We start from the raw sequence: 17135 nt of genomic DNA, 5'->3' as shown, positions 1-17135 counted from the left end.
AAAAAGATGACGGAATTGGCTACTAGTCAGCGTTCACCGTCCAATCATCTGCTGCGCAGGGATGTGCGTTTTCTAGGTAACATTCTAGGTGAAGTACTGGTGCATCAGGGTGGTCGGGAACTGCTGGAACATGTTGAGAAAATTCGGGAAATGAGCAAGGCTCTAAGAGCTGAATATTTACCTGAATTGTACGAAGGCTTTATTAGCACGGTTAAAACTTTAGAGCCTGAAATTAGGCATCAGGTTATTCGTGCTTTCGCTATCTATTTTCAATTGGTCAATATCGCTGAGCAGAACCATCGTATTCGACGTAAACGTGATTATGAGCGTTCAGCTGGAGAAGCGGTACAGCCAGGGTCCATCGAGAGTGTAATTCAAGACCTCAAGGAAAAGAACCTGTCAATTAGTGAAGTTCAGGACATGCTTGCTGATATTTCGCTTGAGCTTGTTATGACAGCTCACCCTACAGAAGCAACACGTCGCGATGTCTTGGATATTCACAAGCGGATAGCTGACGAGGTTATGGAGCTTGATAATCCGTCGCTTACTTATCGTGAACGGGAAAAGCTTCGGGAGAAGCTGCTTAATGAAGTGTTGACCTTATGGCAAACTGACGAGCTTAGAGATCGTAAGCCTACAGTACTCGATGAAGTGCGTAATGGGATGTACTTTTTCCACGAAACATTATTCGAGGTTCTGCCTGAAGTATATGAAGAGCTCGAGCGTTGCCTGCAGAAGTACTATCCGGAGGAAGCATGGCATGTGCCTACTTATTTGCGCTTCGGCTCGTGGATCGGCGGCGACCGTGACGGAAATCCTTCGGTAACGGCGGATATCACTTGGAAGACACTTAATATGCAGCGTAACCTTGTTATTTATAAATATGAGAACACTATTCGTGCACTCAGCCGCCAGCTAAGCTTTAGCACGACTATCGTTGATGTGACGGATGAGCTTCTCAATTCGATTAGTGCAGATACGAACAATGTTGAGCTACGCACGGTAGAGCCATGGACGAACGATAAAGAGCCTTACCGCGTGAAATTGAGGTATATGCTTCAGAAGCTGCAGAACATGAGAGAAGATGAATTCAAGGGCACGCAGCAACGTTACCATACAGTTGCAGACTTGACTGCGGACATTGAGCTTATTGACCGTAGCTTACGTCATCACTATGCAGACTATGTCGCTAATACCCACCTGAAGAAGTTTATTCGTCAGGTAGAATTGTTTGGCTTCCATCTTTCTGCACTGGACATCAGACAGCACAGTAAAGAGCATGAGAACACAATGACGGAGCTTCTTGCGAAAGCAGGAGTAACGGACAACTATGCAGGACTGGCCGAGCAGGAGAAAATCGATCTGTTGAACGGTTTGCTTGAGAGCACGAATACTCTGTCGAGCGAAAAGATTGAGCTAACTGACTCCAGCAAAGAGTGCTTAGATGTGTATCATACGGTGTACAAAGCGCAACAAGAATTCGGTTCTGGCTGTATTACTAGTTATCTTATCAGTATGTCTGAAGCGGCCAGTGATATTTTAGAGGTTATGGTATTCGCTAAGGAAGCAGGGCTCTTCCGTCGTAACGAAGATGGTGTAGTCGTTAGCACAATACAGGCAGCTCCACTATTCGAAACAATCGATGACTTGCATGCTGCACCTGCTATTATGGAAACTCTGTTTAACCTGCCGATTTACCGGGAATGCCTGACTTCAATGGGTGATTTGCATGAAATCATGCTGGGTTACTCAGATAGCAACAAGGATGGCGGAATGGTTACAGCTAACTGGGAGCTACGGGTAGCGTTGAATGATTTGACTCAAACGGCTAAAGCTCATAACATTCGCTTGAAGTTTTTCCATGGTCGTGGTGGTGCGCTCGGTCGTGGCGGAATGCCGCTCAATCGCAGTATTCTGGCACAGCCGCCTCACACGATAGGTGGAGGCATTAAGATCACCGAGCAAGGTGAGGTCCTGTCCTCTCGTTACTCGATGAAGGGGATTGCTTACCGCAGTCTGGAGCAAGCGACTGGAGCTTTGATTACGGGTGCTTACTTAGCACGTAATCCGGCACAGGAGAAATCTATTGAGTCCCAATGGGAAGAGATCATGCGCGGAATTTCTGTTGATGCGCAGACGAAGTATCAGGATCTGATTTTCCGTGATCCAGACTTTATGACCTTCTTCAAGGAGTCAACTCCGCTTCCGGAAGTAGGGGAGCTGAACATTGGCTCTCGCCCTTCGAAACGTAAGGGGAGCGATCGTTTTGAAGATCTTAGAGCGATTCCTTGGGTATTCGCTTGGACGCAAAGTCGCTACCTGCTACCGGCATGGTATGCGGCGGGAACAGCATTCCATACCTATGTGAATGGTGATGCTGATCGTCTTGAAACATTGCGTACGATGTACCGTGAGTATTCATTCTTCCGCTCACTAGTGGATAATCTCCAGATGGCGCTTGCTAAAGCGGATTTGAAGATTGCGAACCAGTATGCAGGGATGATAGAAGACGGCACGATTAAAGATCGTATTTTTACTCAGATTGAGGAAGAGTACGCGAAAACCAAAGAGATGATACTAACGATTACAGGCCAAGAGGACATTCTGGATAATGTACCTGTTATTCAAGAGTCGATCCGTTTGCGTAATCCTTATGTTGATCCACTAAGCTACATGCAGGTTCAATTGCTGACGGAATTACGCAGCTTGCGCGCAGAGAACGGCGATGATGCAGAGCTACTTCGTGAAGTGCTTCTGACGATCAACGGAATTGCAGCAGGTCTACGTAATACGGGCTGATGCGGAATATAGAGTTACCGTTCTAAATGGAGGGGGCCCGGGCTGAGACCCGGGCCCCCTTTGTGCGGTGATTGGTAAGAGTAAAGTGTTATTGCGGCAGAATTTGTGGATATGTGGCTAATAGTTGATTTCACGGTTGGTTATCAGGCGAATATTTGTGGGTATGTGGCTAATAGTTGATTTCACCGTTCGTTATCGGGCGGAAATTTTGTGGGTATGTGGTTAATAGTTGATTTCACTGTACGTTATCGGGGAAGAAACTGTGGATTAGCGGGCGATAATGAACGGACGGTACGTTATTGTGGGTGAAATTGTGGATTAGTTGGCGATAGTGAACGGATGGTACGTTATCAGGGGAGAAATTGTGGATTAGATGGCGATAGTGAACGGACGGTACGTTATCTGGGGAGAAACTGTGGATTAGAGGGCGATAGTGAACGGATGGTACGCTATCGGGGAAGAAACTGTGGATTAGTGGGAGATAGTGAACGGACGGTACGTTATTGTGGGTGAAATTGTGGATTAGCGGGAGATAGTGAACGGACGGTACGTTATTGTGGGTGAAATTGTGGATTAGCGGGCGATAGTGAACGGACGGTACGTTATTGTGGGTGAAATTGTGGATTGGTGGGCGATAGTGAACTCACGGTACGTTATCTGTGGAGAAACTGTGGTTTGACTAGTCTATTAGTGTCCCCAATCCGCCGCTGTTACTTGGAGAAGCAGAGTATGGTGGGGACAGAAAACAAACCGTTGGTTTATATGAAGCTGATAATCCTACCCGTCGGTAGGTGTGCTGCTAATACTCGTAATCATTGGTACAACGAGCTACGGCATTGTCTAAGCAACTTGAAACGGGTATAGAGGGTATTCTTGAATGCCTAGGGATGTCGGCATCAGCAGGTGCTGTTGGGAGTGACAAATACTATAGGCGGACTATAGCTCAACACTAAGAGGTGACAGCAGACGCACACAATCGAACACCGACACACAATCGAACACCGACACACAATCGAACACCGACACACAATCGAACACCGACACACAATCGAACACCGACACACACTATCCAACACTGACACACTAACGAACACCGATACACACTAACGAACCCCGATACACACTAACGAACACCGACCCACACTAACGAACACCGACACAAGCTATTACACACGACAGACAAACCTTCTCTCACAATCGCACCTCACTAACCTCTCAGTGACACCTCAAGCAGGGTTGCCGCACTGGGAGCATCACAGTGAGCCGCCCACGAGGTGCCGAATGCGTCTGCTACCCTACTCAGAGCGGAGCAATTGTGGCTTAGGATAGTCTTTTATAATAAATTTTGTCGCGTTTAGTTATTTCCTTGGGTATTCTCTTGCTTTTTCATTTTACGTGGATTACGATTCTGCTAGAAAGTATTCGCAAGTGCAACATAAAGTGAACGTCACAGTCGTTAAGGAAGGTGAAGAGTAACTTTGAAGCCATTGGAGACGCGACTGGTGCGACTAGCCCTTAGGGGAGATCAGCGCTCTTTCGCGGAGATCGTGGAGATGTATAAGGACAAGCTGTACCACCTCGCTTATCGGATGACGGGAAACCGGCAGGAAGCTGAGGATGTTGTGCAGGAGGCCTTTCTCAGAGTATATAAAAACCTTGACCGCTACGACGAAAACCAGAAGTTTTCCACGTGGATATACAGGATTACAACGAATTTATGTATAGATAGACTGAGGAAGCGAAAGGCCATATATTCACTGGATGCCGAATCATCGGATCATGAAGGTTTAGACGGGTATGCCATGCTGCCAAGCGATGACCGTACGCCGGAGACGGAGATGCTTCAGTCAGAGACGCAGAAAATCATTCATGAAGCGATTGCAACTTTACCAGTGAAATATAAGTCCGTAATGATATTACGATATTTGCAAGACTTATCGCTGCAGGAAATATCGGAAGTGCTCGAGCTGCCAGTGACAACAGTAAAAACCCGTGTACATCGCGGGCGCGAGTTTTTACGGAAAAAACTGGAGCACAAGCTGTAATTTTAAAATTACAAATAAGTGAAACCGTACAGTTAGCCTTACGTAAAGTATAGAAGCATTGTATGTGGAGCCTCATCTTCACTGAGAGAAAGGGATGGCTGATATGAATTGTAACGTCGCCGTCGTGTCTATGCATGATCATCTAGATGGTGACTTGTCTCGAGAGGAAATCAAGCAGCTGCAAGAGCATCTGTCCGGTTGTCCTTCGTGCTATGCCCGCTATGAAGCATTGGAACGCACCGATGCACTCGTAAAAGCTTCGCCTAAAGAGAAAGCATCTGACCAGTTAAGCGAACGCATTATGAAGTCGTTGCCTAGCTCGCGACGTCCAGCGGCCTGGACCTCTTGGGTTCGCCGGCATCCTGCTGTGTCCGCTGCAGCGATTTTCATGATAGTTATGTTATCGAGCTTCGTATCGATGTGGAATCAGGGTCAGGAGCTGTCTGTAACCGGTCCGGATCTAGATCACGTCATTATAGAAGGTAAGAAGGTCATCGTGCCTGCGGGTCAGAAGGTTTCCGGTGATTTGACAGTCGTTAATGGGGACGTACAGGTGCTTGGGGACTTGGAAGGGAACTTGACGGTAATTGATGGGAGACTTATTCCTTTGGCATCAACTGCTCATATCGCTGGAGAGATCAAAACGATTGACCGAGCGGTGGATTGGTTATGGTATAAGGTGAGCTCCTTCTTCGGAACGCTTACTTATGGTTCCTGATCAAGTCCGACAGCATCTGTACACAACTCGCGTTCAGGATTGAGCAGAAAAACCTCTCTGGACTTTGGAGAGGTTTTTTTTGTATTAAAGACAGGATTTCTTGGCAAGAGTAGAGAAAGATATTAAGATAGAAGCTATAGACAATTTCGACATTTATCGTCACAACTATTCCAGCGCCGGGACGGGGGGTCGCGTCTTGGACTATTTTGCCGGGCTGACACTTAAGAATTCCGTTAAAGATATCGTAGACGTATTAATCGTAAGCTATATCATCTACAGAGTAATTGTAATGATAAGAGGTACTCGAGCAGTTTCATTGCTTCGGGGTATCTTTCTCCTAGTTATAACATGGGCTTTAAGCACATGGCTTAATTTGTATACGCTGAAATGGCTAATGAATCAGATATTTACTTTCGGCGTCGTCACTGTGCTCATTATTTTTCAGCCTGAGCTTAGAAGAGCACTTGAGCAGCTTGGTCGTGGAAAGCTATTTACTCGTTCCTCACCGGAGGAGCAGGATGTTAGTCAACAGATTAATGAGGTCATTAAGTCTGTTAACTACCTTGCACAACGAAAAATTGGGGCGTTAATCGTATTTGAACGAGTTACAGGTCTCAACGATTATATTGAATCTGGCGTTAAGATGGAGTCAAAGCTTAGCTCAGAGCTTCTTAGCAATGTGTTTGTTCCGAATACGCCGCTGCATGATGGGGCAGTTATTATTCGAGGCAGTATGATTATGGCTGCTGGCTGTTACTTACCTTTATCGGAAAATCCTTTTATAAGCAAGGAGCTAGGAACGCGTCACCGGGCGGCTATTGGAGTTACTGAGGTATGCGATGCGATATCGGTAACGGTATCTGAAGAAACGGGACAGGTGTCGCTCTCCATTAACGGTCAGATTGTGCGTGATATCAAGGAAGAATCCTTGATTTCCAAGCTGTTCGAAGAATTGCGTCCACAGTTTAAGGCGAAGAACACGGAGTGGAAAGCTTTCTGGAAGCGGAAAGAAGGTGGCAAACGTGGATAAGTGGTTAAATCACCCAACAGCCGCCAAGCTAGCTGCTCTCTTTCTCGCTATTCTCATATGGGCAGTCGTACACTTTGATCCTGCGGACTCATCGCCGAACAGTGTGTCTTCCTTATTGGAAACAAGCAAGTATACGGTCAAGGTTCAGACATTAGGTTTAGATGAGCGAAACTATAAGCTACTCGATATATCACCGCAATCCGTTAACCTGAAGGTAAAAGGTACTCGGAGAGATTTTATATTGTCTAAGCCAGAGGATTTTGTTGTACAGGTTGATTTAAGAACGGTAACTGAAGGTAAGCATACGATGGAACTAAAGGTGGAGCTACCGCGGGGACTTGAAGAGATCGAAGTATCACCGCGAACAGTTACAGTAACGATAGAAGCATTGCTGACGAAGGAATTCGAGGTTAGTATTCTTACTTCGGGTAATCCGGCAAAAGGATTCAAGGTCGGGACACCAATCGTCAAGCCGAGCAATCGTGTTCATGTCACTTTGCCAGAGCTCGATATTGATAAGGTCGATAGAATTGGTGCGTCCATTTCTGTTGAAGGGGAGAAGTCGACGATTAAGGACAAGAGCGTTAAGCTCGCTGCGTACGACAAGAACGGGAAGGTTATCGAGAACGCGGTAATTGATCCGGCTGTCCTAGAAGTTGAGATACCGATTACTAACCCGTTCAAGACGGTGCCATTGAAATTTAAGCTACTGGGACATATGCCTCCGGGGAGTAGTATCTCAAGCTTTAAGCCTGATGTGGAGCAAGTAACAGTATACGGACCTCAGGATGCGCTTGATAAGATCGAGTTTATTAATGTTGATATCAAGCTCGATGAGGTGAAAAGCTCTGGTAAGGTGTCCATTCCGCTGGAGTTTTCAGCCCCAATCATAGAAATATCGCCGAAACAGATTGATATTAATATTGAGGTGCTATTGTCAGGAACAAGGTCGCTTGAGGGATTGCCGATTACTTGGACGGGGCTGGGAGACGGTTTGACCGTGAAAATAACCGAGCCTTCGAATGGAAAAGCAGACATTACGATTCAAGGTGCTCCGGCAATATTAGACCGACTTAAGCCGGGGGATGTCGACGTTATTGCCGATCTAAGCGGCAGGGGACCGGGCATCTACAGGATACCTCTCATTGTTAATCTGGAACGATTCATGGAACAGGTCGGAGGAACGAATAGCATTACCGTAGAAATCATTGGGGATGTTCCAGCGAGCGCCAATCCGGGTGAAGAAGTACCTGGAGACGGTGTTGTTGATGAAGGAGCTGCTGGCGGAACAGGTACAGAAGGTCCTGTCGACGGTCAACCATCCCCATAATAACTGTAATATTTGAATAGGTAAGGTCAAACAGGCTATAGTTAAGCAAGATCAGCAAGTAAGAGGATGAAGGAGTAAAGCTACCTATGGGGAAATATTTCGGAACAGATGGTGTAAGAGGAATCGCAAATGAAGAGTTAACGCCAGAATTGGCTTATAAAATTGGTCGTTGCGGTGGTGTTGTTTTAGCAGGGAATTCCGTACGTCCTAAGGTTCTAATTGGCAGTGATACGCGAATTTCCGGTCCTATGCTCGAAAGCGCACTAACTGCAGGCTTGTTATCCATTGGAGCAGACGTTATCCGTTTAGGAGTTGTGAGCACTCCAGCAGTAGCTTATTTAACTCGGATTTGGGGAGCAGATGCAGGAGTTATGATTTCCGCATCACACAATCCGGTTCAAGATAATGGGATTAAGTTTTTTGGCGGCGACGGATTTAAGCTTCTGGATGAGACGGAAGCAGAGATTGAGCGTCTTATGGATGAGGTCGAAGATACGCTGCCCCGCCCAGTTGGGGGTAATATAGGTTCAGTAACGACAGATTTAAATGCTAAATCTCAGTACCTCGAGTATTTGAAATCAACAGTTGAAAACTCCTTCGAAGGCGTGAAGTTAGTATTAGATTGTGCCCATGGTTCGGCTTATGAGCTTGCGCCTGAGGTTTTCCGTGCTCTTGGAGCAGAGGTTATCACTTACGGAGCAGAACCTAATGGACTTAACATCAACGAAGGAGTAGGCTCAACTCATCCCGAGCTGCTTGCTTCCAAGGTGAAGGAGCATGGGGCTGATCTTGGGCTTGCATTCGACGGAGATGCCGATCGATTGATTGCTATTGATGAAAATGGTGAGGAAGTAGATGGCGACTACATTCTTTGTATTTGTGGGGATGCGCTAAGACGCTCTGGGAAGCTGGCTCACGATACGGTAGTGACGACGGTTATGGCGAATATCGGTTTCTTCAAAGCGGCGGAGACGCTTGGCTTACAGACGGCTAAGACAGCTGTTGGGGATCGTTACGTGATGGAGGAAATGGTTAACGGTGGATACAATCTGGGTGGAGAGCAATCCGGACATGTAATCTTCCTTGATCATAGTACGACTGGAGATGGCATACTTACTGGCTTGCAGCTGGTTGACACGGTTGTTGGCTCTGGCAGGAAGCTAGGCGAGCTCAAGCAAATGATGCGAAAGTATCCGCAGGTGCTTGTAAATGTTCGTGTTGCTGATAAGTCGCGTTATCCGGGTAATACGGCGATCGCCGAGGCAGTTGCAACTGCGGAAACGGCGCTTGGTGATAATGGACGTATTCTAGTGCGTCCTTCTGGAACGGAAGCATTGATTCGTGTCATGGCTGAAGGACCGGAGCGGGAAGAAATTGAACGTCATGTAGCGGCTATCGTAGAAGTCGTGAAAGCAGAATTAGTTTAAGGGAAAAGTTAGAGGCTATAGCTATTATTCATATTGTATAAAAAGCCCTCGGTCATTTGACTCGGGGGTTTTTTTCGTAAGGTGCGGTTTTTCGAGGAAGGTATTCAATTGTTTCCATTTTCGTAGGAAGTCCACTTAGATATTCAGAATTTTACTTGTTGAATCATGTCATTTCCGAGGAAATAATGACGGAGAGGTTGCAACCCTCATACAAAACGAATAAGATAAGGAGAATATATTCTAGAATGGAAGGGCAGGGTAGTGAGGAAAAGCAAGAAAAGCGCCAGAACTTGTCGAAGCATGACGTATTGACGAAGGGCAAAGGATCAGGGACGGGAAAGCTGATCTGAGCGATAAACTTCAGCATTGCGAATCATGTGGCCGACAAGTTGACGAGGTGGGGGTGTTCGAAATATTCGGCGGGGACCTTCCCGGCTTTCATCGGAGCCGACAATCGGAAAACAAAACGTTCAGGGCAACCGGACGTACAAAAATCCGATACGATGTTGAAAATGACAAGATTGCATGGGATAGAAGATGTCCGGCGACCTGTAACCGGTCGCTTGAGTGGCATAGCGTGAGATGTTTATATCAAGGTGAAAGCCTGAAGTTTAAACGCTACGGATTGCTGGAGTACGAATATCCATTAGGGATCGTCTCGATAGCTTTCTGTATTTGGAAAATGCTTATTTGGAGTTTCCATTATACGGCTTATGCCGCTCGCTCGGCTTGGTTGCGGTCTCTCGGATTAACCTGAGAAACCAAAACGGAGGCTTATATAAATATGTGCGGAATCGTTGGATATATAGGATTTAGAGAGTCGCAGCCCATCTTGCTGGAGGGCCTTAAGAAGCTGGAATACCGCGGGTACGACTCTGCGGGTATCGCTGTTTTTACAGAGCAGGGCTTGGAAGTAACGAAAACAGTAGGACGACTGATGAATCTTGAGAATCGGTTAAGTGGAGAGCCATTACGTGGAACAGTTGGTATTGGACACACACGCTGGGCAACACATGGTAAACCTTCGGATGTGAATTCGCACCCGCACACAGATAATACTTTGAAGTTTTCCGTTGTGCACAACGGGATTATTGAGAATTATCTGGAGCTTAAAGAAGAGTTGATTCATCAAGGGCACCGTTTCTTGTCGGAGACGGATACCGAAGTCATCTCACATTTGATCTCTGCTGAGTATAACGGTGATATCGTAAAGGCTGTTCAGCGGGCTGTTAAAAAAATGCGTGGTGCGTTCGCGCTTGGCGTACTGACTGAATATGAGCCGGATCGTTTGGTCGCGGTGCGTTATGCTAGCCCACTTATCATCGGCGTTGGTGATGGGGAGAAATATATTGCGTCTGATATTCCAGCGATTCTGGAGCATACGCGCGATATTTACATTCTCGAGGATGGCGAAATGGCTGTATTAACGAGAGATGGCGTTGAACTGCTGACAATCGAAGGCGGCTCTGTGGCTAAAGATATTTTTCATGTGGATTGGGATCTGATGACCGCTGAGAAGGGCGGCTATGATCATTTTATGCTTAAGGAGATTCATGAGCAGCCTAAGGCGTACCGAGACACGATGCGTGGTCGTATTAGCGAAGACGGCCGTTCGGTCCAATTGCCTGAGCTCAAGATTACTCCAGAGCAGCTTAAGAAGATTAACCGTGTTCATATTGTAGCTTGTGGTACAGCGCTGCATGCAGGGTTAGTCGGTAAAAATGTCATCGAGAGCCTAGTAAGGGTTCCGGTTGAAACGGATGTTGCGTCTGAGTACCGCTATCGTTCTCCGATTATTACGCCAGAGACACTTGTTATCGTGGTTAGTCAGTCGGGAGAAACAGCGGATACGTTAGCTGCTCTACGTGAAGCACAGCGTTGTGGAGCACGCGTGCTCGCCATTACGAACGTTGTAGGTAGCTCTGTTGCTCGGGAAGCCGATGATGTGATCATCACGCTTGCTGGACCTGAGATTGCTGTAGCTTCTACCAAAGCTTACTCTTCTCAACTGATTGCTTTCTTCCTGTTCGGTACGTACTGGGCACAGACGGTTGGTTCGCAGGACGAAGAGAATGTTGCTTATTTACTGGCAGCCATGCAGTCGTTACCAGAGCAGGTGGAGCATATCCTGGCTCAAGCGGAAACTATTAAATCCGTTGCTGAATCGATCTCTCATCATAGCAGCCTGTTCTTCATCGGCAGGGGCATCGATTACGCGATAGCAATGGAAGGCTCCCTTAAGCTGAAGGAAATCTCGTATATCCACTCCGAGGCTTACGCCGCTGGTGAACTTAAGCACGGTACGCTAGCGTTGATTGAGGAAGGCACTCCAGTCATTGCACTGCTCACACAAGAGGATCTCTACGAGAAAATGATTAGCAACATTAAAGAGACCAAAGCTCGCGGAGCCAACGTCCTAGGCATTGTGAATGAAGGAAACGAGGTAGAGGTAGCGAAGTCAGTCGATCGCCATTTTGCGATTCCTCGCACATTGCCGCTATTGACTCCAGCCCTGTCTGTTATTCCATTGCAGCTTCTTTCCTACTACGCTTCTCTCGCACTTAGACATGACGTTGATAAGCCAAGGAATTTGGCTAAGAGTGTTACTGTGGAGTAGGGGATATTATAGCATTAGAATTATTTGTGACTCATTACAATAAAGTTTTGTTCTGAACAATAAAGTTATGTTCTTGATGAGAGTATTACAATAAAGTATTGTTCTGATCTCGAACAAGAATTATTGAATAATTAGAAAATACCCGATGATGCTTTACTAGATCATCGGGTATTTTTATGAAGGAGCTATTAAATGTCGGGCACTATAGGTGAGCGTGTAAAAAGGATCCGTAAATTAAACCAGATGACTCAAGTTGATTTCTCTTCATCATTAGGTATTTCACAAGTGACGACTAAGTGAAATTGAAAAAGATATAACAAAGCCATCAGCAGATACATTAATTGCATTGAGGAAGAAATTTGGGGTTGATTTGAACAAGCTTTTAAGCGATTTAGATTAAAAATATTGTTTTGAAATGGATGTTCTTAAATAGGTATATCCAATATTGTGTTCGGTTAGTCTAGTGATAATCAAATCATGGTTCTTTTAGCTTAATGTTAATCTAAATAAACAAGCATAGAAGGTGTTTTTATGATTAAGGATCAAGACGAAAGTGCTCTATGGGACTTGGCTGTGATAAAGCGGGAAATACTGTCGAATTTTTAGTAGAGCTGTTTTCCTCGTTTTAGATACTGCTTGCTGAGTAACATGAAGCATCACAGCTATCTCACTATCCTTTGAAAGCGCTGAGTATGCGAGCGTAACAACGATTTTTTGTTTGGAAGTAAGGTTAGAAAAGCCCTCATACAAGCATTCATTGTTTAACTGCTCTTGAAAAACAGTAGGATCTACGGTAACCTGCGGTAAATCATCACCACTGTAAACAAAAGACAGCATTTCACCAATCTCTGCCTCTTCCTCATCCGAAACTTGTTTATTATAAATAGTAAGTTCCCTTTCCTCCGAACGTTTAACTTTTCTGACGAAATCTATTCTCCCGTTGGTAATCAGTGAATTAAGATATTTGGTGAAACGAAGAGCAAAGAAATGTTTTTTAAACGAGAGATTAAGTTTTTCCAGGTTTTCTGGAGTGGTATCGTCAAAGTATTTGCGAACCAAATTTACGTTCGTAGGGTGTGAGCAAAATCCTCTGAGAACAGGATGTTGAAGTGCTACCTCGACATCAAAAAGAGGGGAAGGAGTATGATTACTTTTTCGCATAAGAAGTCATTCCTTTCGACTAAAATTGATTTTAGATTCCTACTTAATACAGTGTCATAACCATCAAAAAGTACAACCACTTAGGAACAAATGTTCCTATTTAATTATAAATTCTTCTGTCCTTTGTGAAAAGGTTTGAATACCATAAATTATGAAAAACGTTATATAGACGAAACAAATAAGGCACAGTGTGCGTTTTATAAAGAGAGGGGATGTTAACATGCTCTAGGATGCTCTCTATGATAAAAAACCATTGAGTTATTAAGTTGGTCCCTTCGAATTCCAGTATGGTTCAGATATATACATCATAATTAAATGAATGATCTAACCTAAGGAGGAAATACGATGAAGAAGACCAAAACTGCGATTGTTTTTTTATGCCTAGTTTGTATCTTTATGATTCTATCCGGATGTAAGTCATCTGAGGATTTGACTCAATCAACAACTGAAGAACAATCGGATTTACCGATTGATCATTCCGTTAGTATTGATAAGGGTTCTAGCCAGCCTGAAAATCCAATACCTACAGAGACGACAAATGATCAACAGCCTCAGTACATAGATGAAAGTAAATATGAAGGCGATGAATTAGGGATCGTCAAGACATTAAACAATATGCAGAAAGCGTTATACGAAAAGGACGTTGAAGCATATAACTCACTCGTTGCAGTAGATGGGACTCCAGTTAAAGTAGAGTCAGATTTTAATGGGTACTTTGTAAGTTTCGACACATTAGACTTCACAGTGAAACCTGAACCTACACCTCCTGATGGTGCTATACCTGTTTGGATAGAATATACAGAGAGGGTTTATGGAAGAGGGGGAATAGAGAAAGACAAGCAACTGTTTACATTTGTTTTCGAAGATGATACCTGGAAATTACTGTACTTAGCTGATTATTTGCGGTTTTAAGATTGAAAAATGCGCTTTATCACAAATTGTGATAAAGCGCATTTTTATTAAATCTTAAAAACCACTGCCATTGTACCATGTAGTAGGGTTAACCCGTACCATGCTGTACACTGGACGGGGAGTGTTGGGATCTGGGTCCGGTTGATAAGATTCATCAATCAGGAAGGAGCCGCCTGGAACTTGACGTTTGTAGCGCAATTGGGAAGAGCCGCCACCATCTAGGTGTGATTCAATACAATAAAGTGTTGTTCTAAACAATAAAGTATTGTTCTTCGAAAAGTAATTACAATAAAGTCTTGTTTTAATTGAATAAGCAAGTACATCATGGGTCGTTCTGAAAAGTCATTTTCAGGACGACCATTTTTATTAGTGAGGTATATAGTATGGAGGCAATCGGTATTTAATGGATGCGCGATACAACTTATATGTTGAGGTATTTGCGAAGTGCACTAATAGAACGTTAACTGAAATCTCCGTGAGCGAATTAAGTGATATTGAATAGAGTTTTATCAATGACAAAGGTTAAAGGCTGACTGGAAGATGAAGATCAAAAGCTTGAAGATCAAAGTAAAAAGCTGTTTTGAAGATCAAGATCAAAGGCTGCTTGAAGGTCAAAGTCAAAGGCTATCTTTTAAAGTATAGATCAAAAGCTGTTGTGACGACCAAAGTCAAAGACTGTTTTGGAAGGTCCAGATCCAAAGCTATTTGAAGATTCAGATCAAAGGCAGTTGAAAGGCAAGGACAAAGAAATCGAGCATAGCGAAATCGGAGAAGTCGGTGACATCAGTTAACACCCTATTCATGCATCGGGCCATTCGGCCCTCGGTCCGGGCAGAAGTTGAAGCGGATTCGACTGGAGTAGTTCAGATTACAGGGAAGTGGAATGCATTAAAGGGAATCCAATAGACTATAAGAAATTCAGGAGCAACTCCACACATGCAGAAGTTCTGTAGATCATCCTGAATGTGCTGAAGCTCAACACGCAGGTGAAGACGTTGTTGGATTCACTTAGCTAATACCATTTCTTCTCCGAACAAAAGGGACCAAGTGTATGCTGCACTTGGCTCTTTTATTTTTAAGATATTAATTAAATCTAGATATCCAATCCCACAAAAGACATTGCATTATTTCTTGCTTCATTAAGTTCGATATAATTACAAAAGGTCGATCCCAAGTGAAGCGATGTAATGGTTTGTGTGACGATTGAAGATCGATTAACTGATTTGACAAGTTAGAGTCCGTACGCAAACTGTACAATCGATAAAAAGGCAGTACAATTGAACCTAAGCGAAAGGGATTAAATGGATAGTACGTGCCGCATGCAGAATTTCATATTAATCCTATTAAAATGGTATGATAAGTAACAGGATAGGCAAAAGCATAATAGACAGGATGATTGAATGTCACAGGCATACGATTCGCAAGAACCTTCCCGTATTCTGGCGTTAAGCAGTATAGCCATTGCGCTAAGCGAAACGCTTAATTTAGATGAATTGCTCTATAAGGCAGTCAACAAGTGTGTGGAAATCTTAAAGTATGACGCAGCAGCCTTGTATTTGCTAGGTAAAGAAAAGAATACGTTCATAGCGGAATATCTGTACGGTTTTCCAGAGCATGTAGAGCAATCTATTAAGGTTTTCCCCATATTCGGACTTACTGCGCGTGTTGTGAAAACGGGGGAAAGTATTGTCGTGCCCAACGTGGAGCCCTACCATGAGCAGCGACCTTATTTATCCGCGTTTAAATCTATCATTATCGTGCCTGTCAAGGTCAGAAAAGAAACGGTAGGGGTGTTCCTCCTTCATTCCAAGGCTACCCGACAATTCAAGAAAGACGAGATTATGCTAATTGAATCGATCGGCCTGCAAATCGGAGTTGCAAGCGAGAATGCCCGTATGTTTGAATCGATGCAAAAAATGACGGGGCAGCTCCACGAGCTAGTCGAGTTCAATAGGAAGCTCTCTACCTGCATGAATCTGCAGGAGATCGGTGAATTGCTCGTTCATGAACTGGATTCCTTGATCGGAGCGCAGACGATCTTGTTAAACCTGAACAATGGAGATCAGCCGATCATACATTCGGCGAAACCATTGGACGTAGACAGGACAGCCGCTCGCTCTTTAATTACACTATTCAAGTATCCTCCTAACCTTGTACATCATTATTCTGACGAAGCTGGCTCGACGGACGAAGAACCCTTTTTCCGCTCATGGGGCAAGGGTACAGCGATGTTCGTCCATTTTCAATTTACGGGTATCTCTCATTGTCTCATTGTCGGCAGATCAACGAATGATTCCTGGAGCGAGACCGAACAGAACCTTTTCGAAGCTGTCAGCAAGATTGTAGATTTGGCTTTGTATAAAGCGCATTTGTTTCAGGAGCTAGATAAGAGCCGCCAATTAAACGCGCAATTGCTGGCTGCCCAAATTGCCGCCCAGGAAAAGGAACGAGAGAGAATCGCCAGTGACATTCACGATTCTATCAACCAATCGATGGTAGGCATTCATTTTCATCTTCAATATTGTCTGGAAGAGCTGCAAAGCGCCCCAGAGCAGGTAAGGCCGATTCTGGAAAAGCTGCTTCAAATGACCGAGAAGAGCATGACTGAGTTCCGCTTAATTATTCACGATCTGCATCCAGTAGCGATTCAGAAATTTGGATTTCTCGGGGCGGTGGAGGAGCTGGTCTCCTCCTATTCCACTCAGAAAGCGCTTCGCGTCGATATGATCGTAACAGGTGAACCGGTTCGTTTCCGCCAGGAGGTTGAAATTTCTCTTTATCGGATATTTCAGGAGAGCATCAACAATATCGTCAAGCATGCCAAGGCTTCCCGTGCGGAGTTTGCTATTCATTTCGGGAAGGATGATCTTACAATTGTTATTCGGGACTTCGGCCAAGGCTTCGATTCGGACAGCCAAGCGTCGCAGGGTACTACTTATGGATTGATTGGAATGAGAAGACGGGTGGAGCAACTGAAGGGGAGCTTCAACATTGATGAAAATGCCGCACCTGGAACCCGTATCGATATCAAGTTGGACATAAGCGGACTTCGCATTCATCAGGAAGTCTAGAAGATGAGGTCTACAAGGAGAATAC

11 protein-coding genes are annotated in these 17135 nt (G+C 44.7%); 10 read left to right on the top strand and 1 reads right to left on the bottom strand.

The annotated features are described in order from the left end of the window. Nucleotides 1–6 precede the first annotated feature (6 nt). The 8 genes from ppc to KCTCHS21_RS32060 all read left to right on the top strand — a co-directional run bounded on the left by ppc (nucleotide 7) and on the right by KCTCHS21_RS32060 (nucleotide 12366). Complete coding sequence (gene ppc, locus KCTCHS21_RS26605) at nucleotides 7–2799, top strand: phosphoenolpyruvate carboxylase (protein WP_130616717.1); 2793 nt, start codon at nucleotides 7–9, stop codon at nucleotides 2797–2799. A gap of 1478 nt (nucleotides 2800–4277) precedes the next feature. Continuing rightward, a complete protein-coding gene (gene sigW, locus KCTCHS21_RS26600) occupies nucleotides 4278–4844 on the top strand; it encodes an RNA polymerase sigma factor SigW (RefSeq protein WP_130615108.1) in 567 nt (188 codons plus the stop codon). Between the two features lie 94 nt (nucleotides 4845–4938). Then, nucleotides 4939–5562, top strand: a complete 624-nt coding sequence (locus KCTCHS21_RS26595; protein WP_331871437.1) for a zf-HC2 domain-containing protein — start codon at nucleotides 4939–4941, stop codon at nucleotides 5560–5562. 196 nt (nucleotides 5563–5758) lie between these two features. Next, a complete protein-coding gene (gene cdaA, locus KCTCHS21_RS26590) occupies nucleotides 5759–6592 on the top strand; it encodes a diadenylate cyclase CdaA (protein WP_130616715.1) in 834 nt (277 codons plus the stop codon). After that, nucleotides 6585–7922, top strand: a complete 1338-nt coding sequence (locus KCTCHS21_RS26585; protein ID WP_162309390.1) for a CdaR family protein — start codon at nucleotides 6585–6587, stop codon at nucleotides 7920–7922. The genes cdaA and KCTCHS21_RS26585 overlap by 8 nt, the downstream gene beginning before the upstream one ends. 86 nt (nucleotides 7923–8008) lie before the next feature. Then, nucleotides 8009–9349 (top strand): phosphoglucosamine mutase, encoded by a 1341-nt coding sequence (gene glmM, locus KCTCHS21_RS26580; protein WP_130615104.1) that lies wholly within the window; start codon nucleotides 8009–8011, stop codon nucleotides 9347–9349. Nucleotides 9350–10133: 784 nt separating this feature from the next. Continuing rightward, on the top strand, nucleotides 10134–11966 hold the full coding sequence (gene glmS, locus KCTCHS21_RS26575) for a glutamine--fructose-6-phosphate transaminase (isomerizing) (RefSeq protein WP_130615102.1): 1833 nt from the start codon (nucleotides 10134–10136) through the stop codon (nucleotides 11964–11966). Nucleotides 11967–12267: 301 nt separating this feature from the next. Next, complete coding sequence (locus tag KCTCHS21_RS32060) at nucleotides 12268–12366, top strand: hypothetical protein (RefSeq protein ID WP_331872396.1); 99 nt, start codon at nucleotides 12268–12270, stop codon at nucleotides 12364–12366. 158 nt (nucleotides 12367–12524) lie between these two features. Here KCTCHS21_RS32060 and KCTCHS21_RS26565 read toward each other — a convergent pair whose 3' ends face one another. Continuing rightward, complete coding sequence (locus tag KCTCHS21_RS26565) at nucleotides 12525–13127, bottom strand: sigma-70 RNA polymerase sigma factor region 4 domain-containing protein (protein WP_130615100.1); 603 nt, start codon at nucleotides 13125–13127, stop codon at nucleotides 12525–12527. Between the two features lie 345 nt (nucleotides 13128–13472). Between KCTCHS21_RS26565 and KCTCHS21_RS26560 the strand changes: the two genes are divergently transcribed. Continuing rightward, nucleotides 13473–14039 carry a hypothetical protein gene (locus KCTCHS21_RS26560; protein ID WP_130615098.1) on the top strand — a complete coding sequence of 189 codons (567 nt, stop codon included), beginning with the start codon at nucleotides 13473–13475 and terminating at the stop codon, nucleotides 14037–14039. A gap of 1400 nt (nucleotides 14040–15439) precedes the next feature. Next, entirely contained in the window at nucleotides 15440–17110 is a 1671-nt protein-coding gene (locus tag KCTCHS21_RS26555) for a GAF domain-containing sensor histidine kinase (protein ID WP_130615096.1), read from the top strand. Nucleotides 17111–17135 lie beyond the last annotated feature (25 nt).

The sequence above is a fragment of the Cohnella abietis genome, from assembly GCF_004295585.1.
GTDB lineage: Bacteria > Bacillota > Bacilli > Paenibacillales > Paenibacillaceae > Cohnella > Cohnella abietis.
The sequence above is the reverse complement of the archived record's forward strand: the minus strand, read 5'-3'. Positions and strand labels throughout refer to the sequence as shown.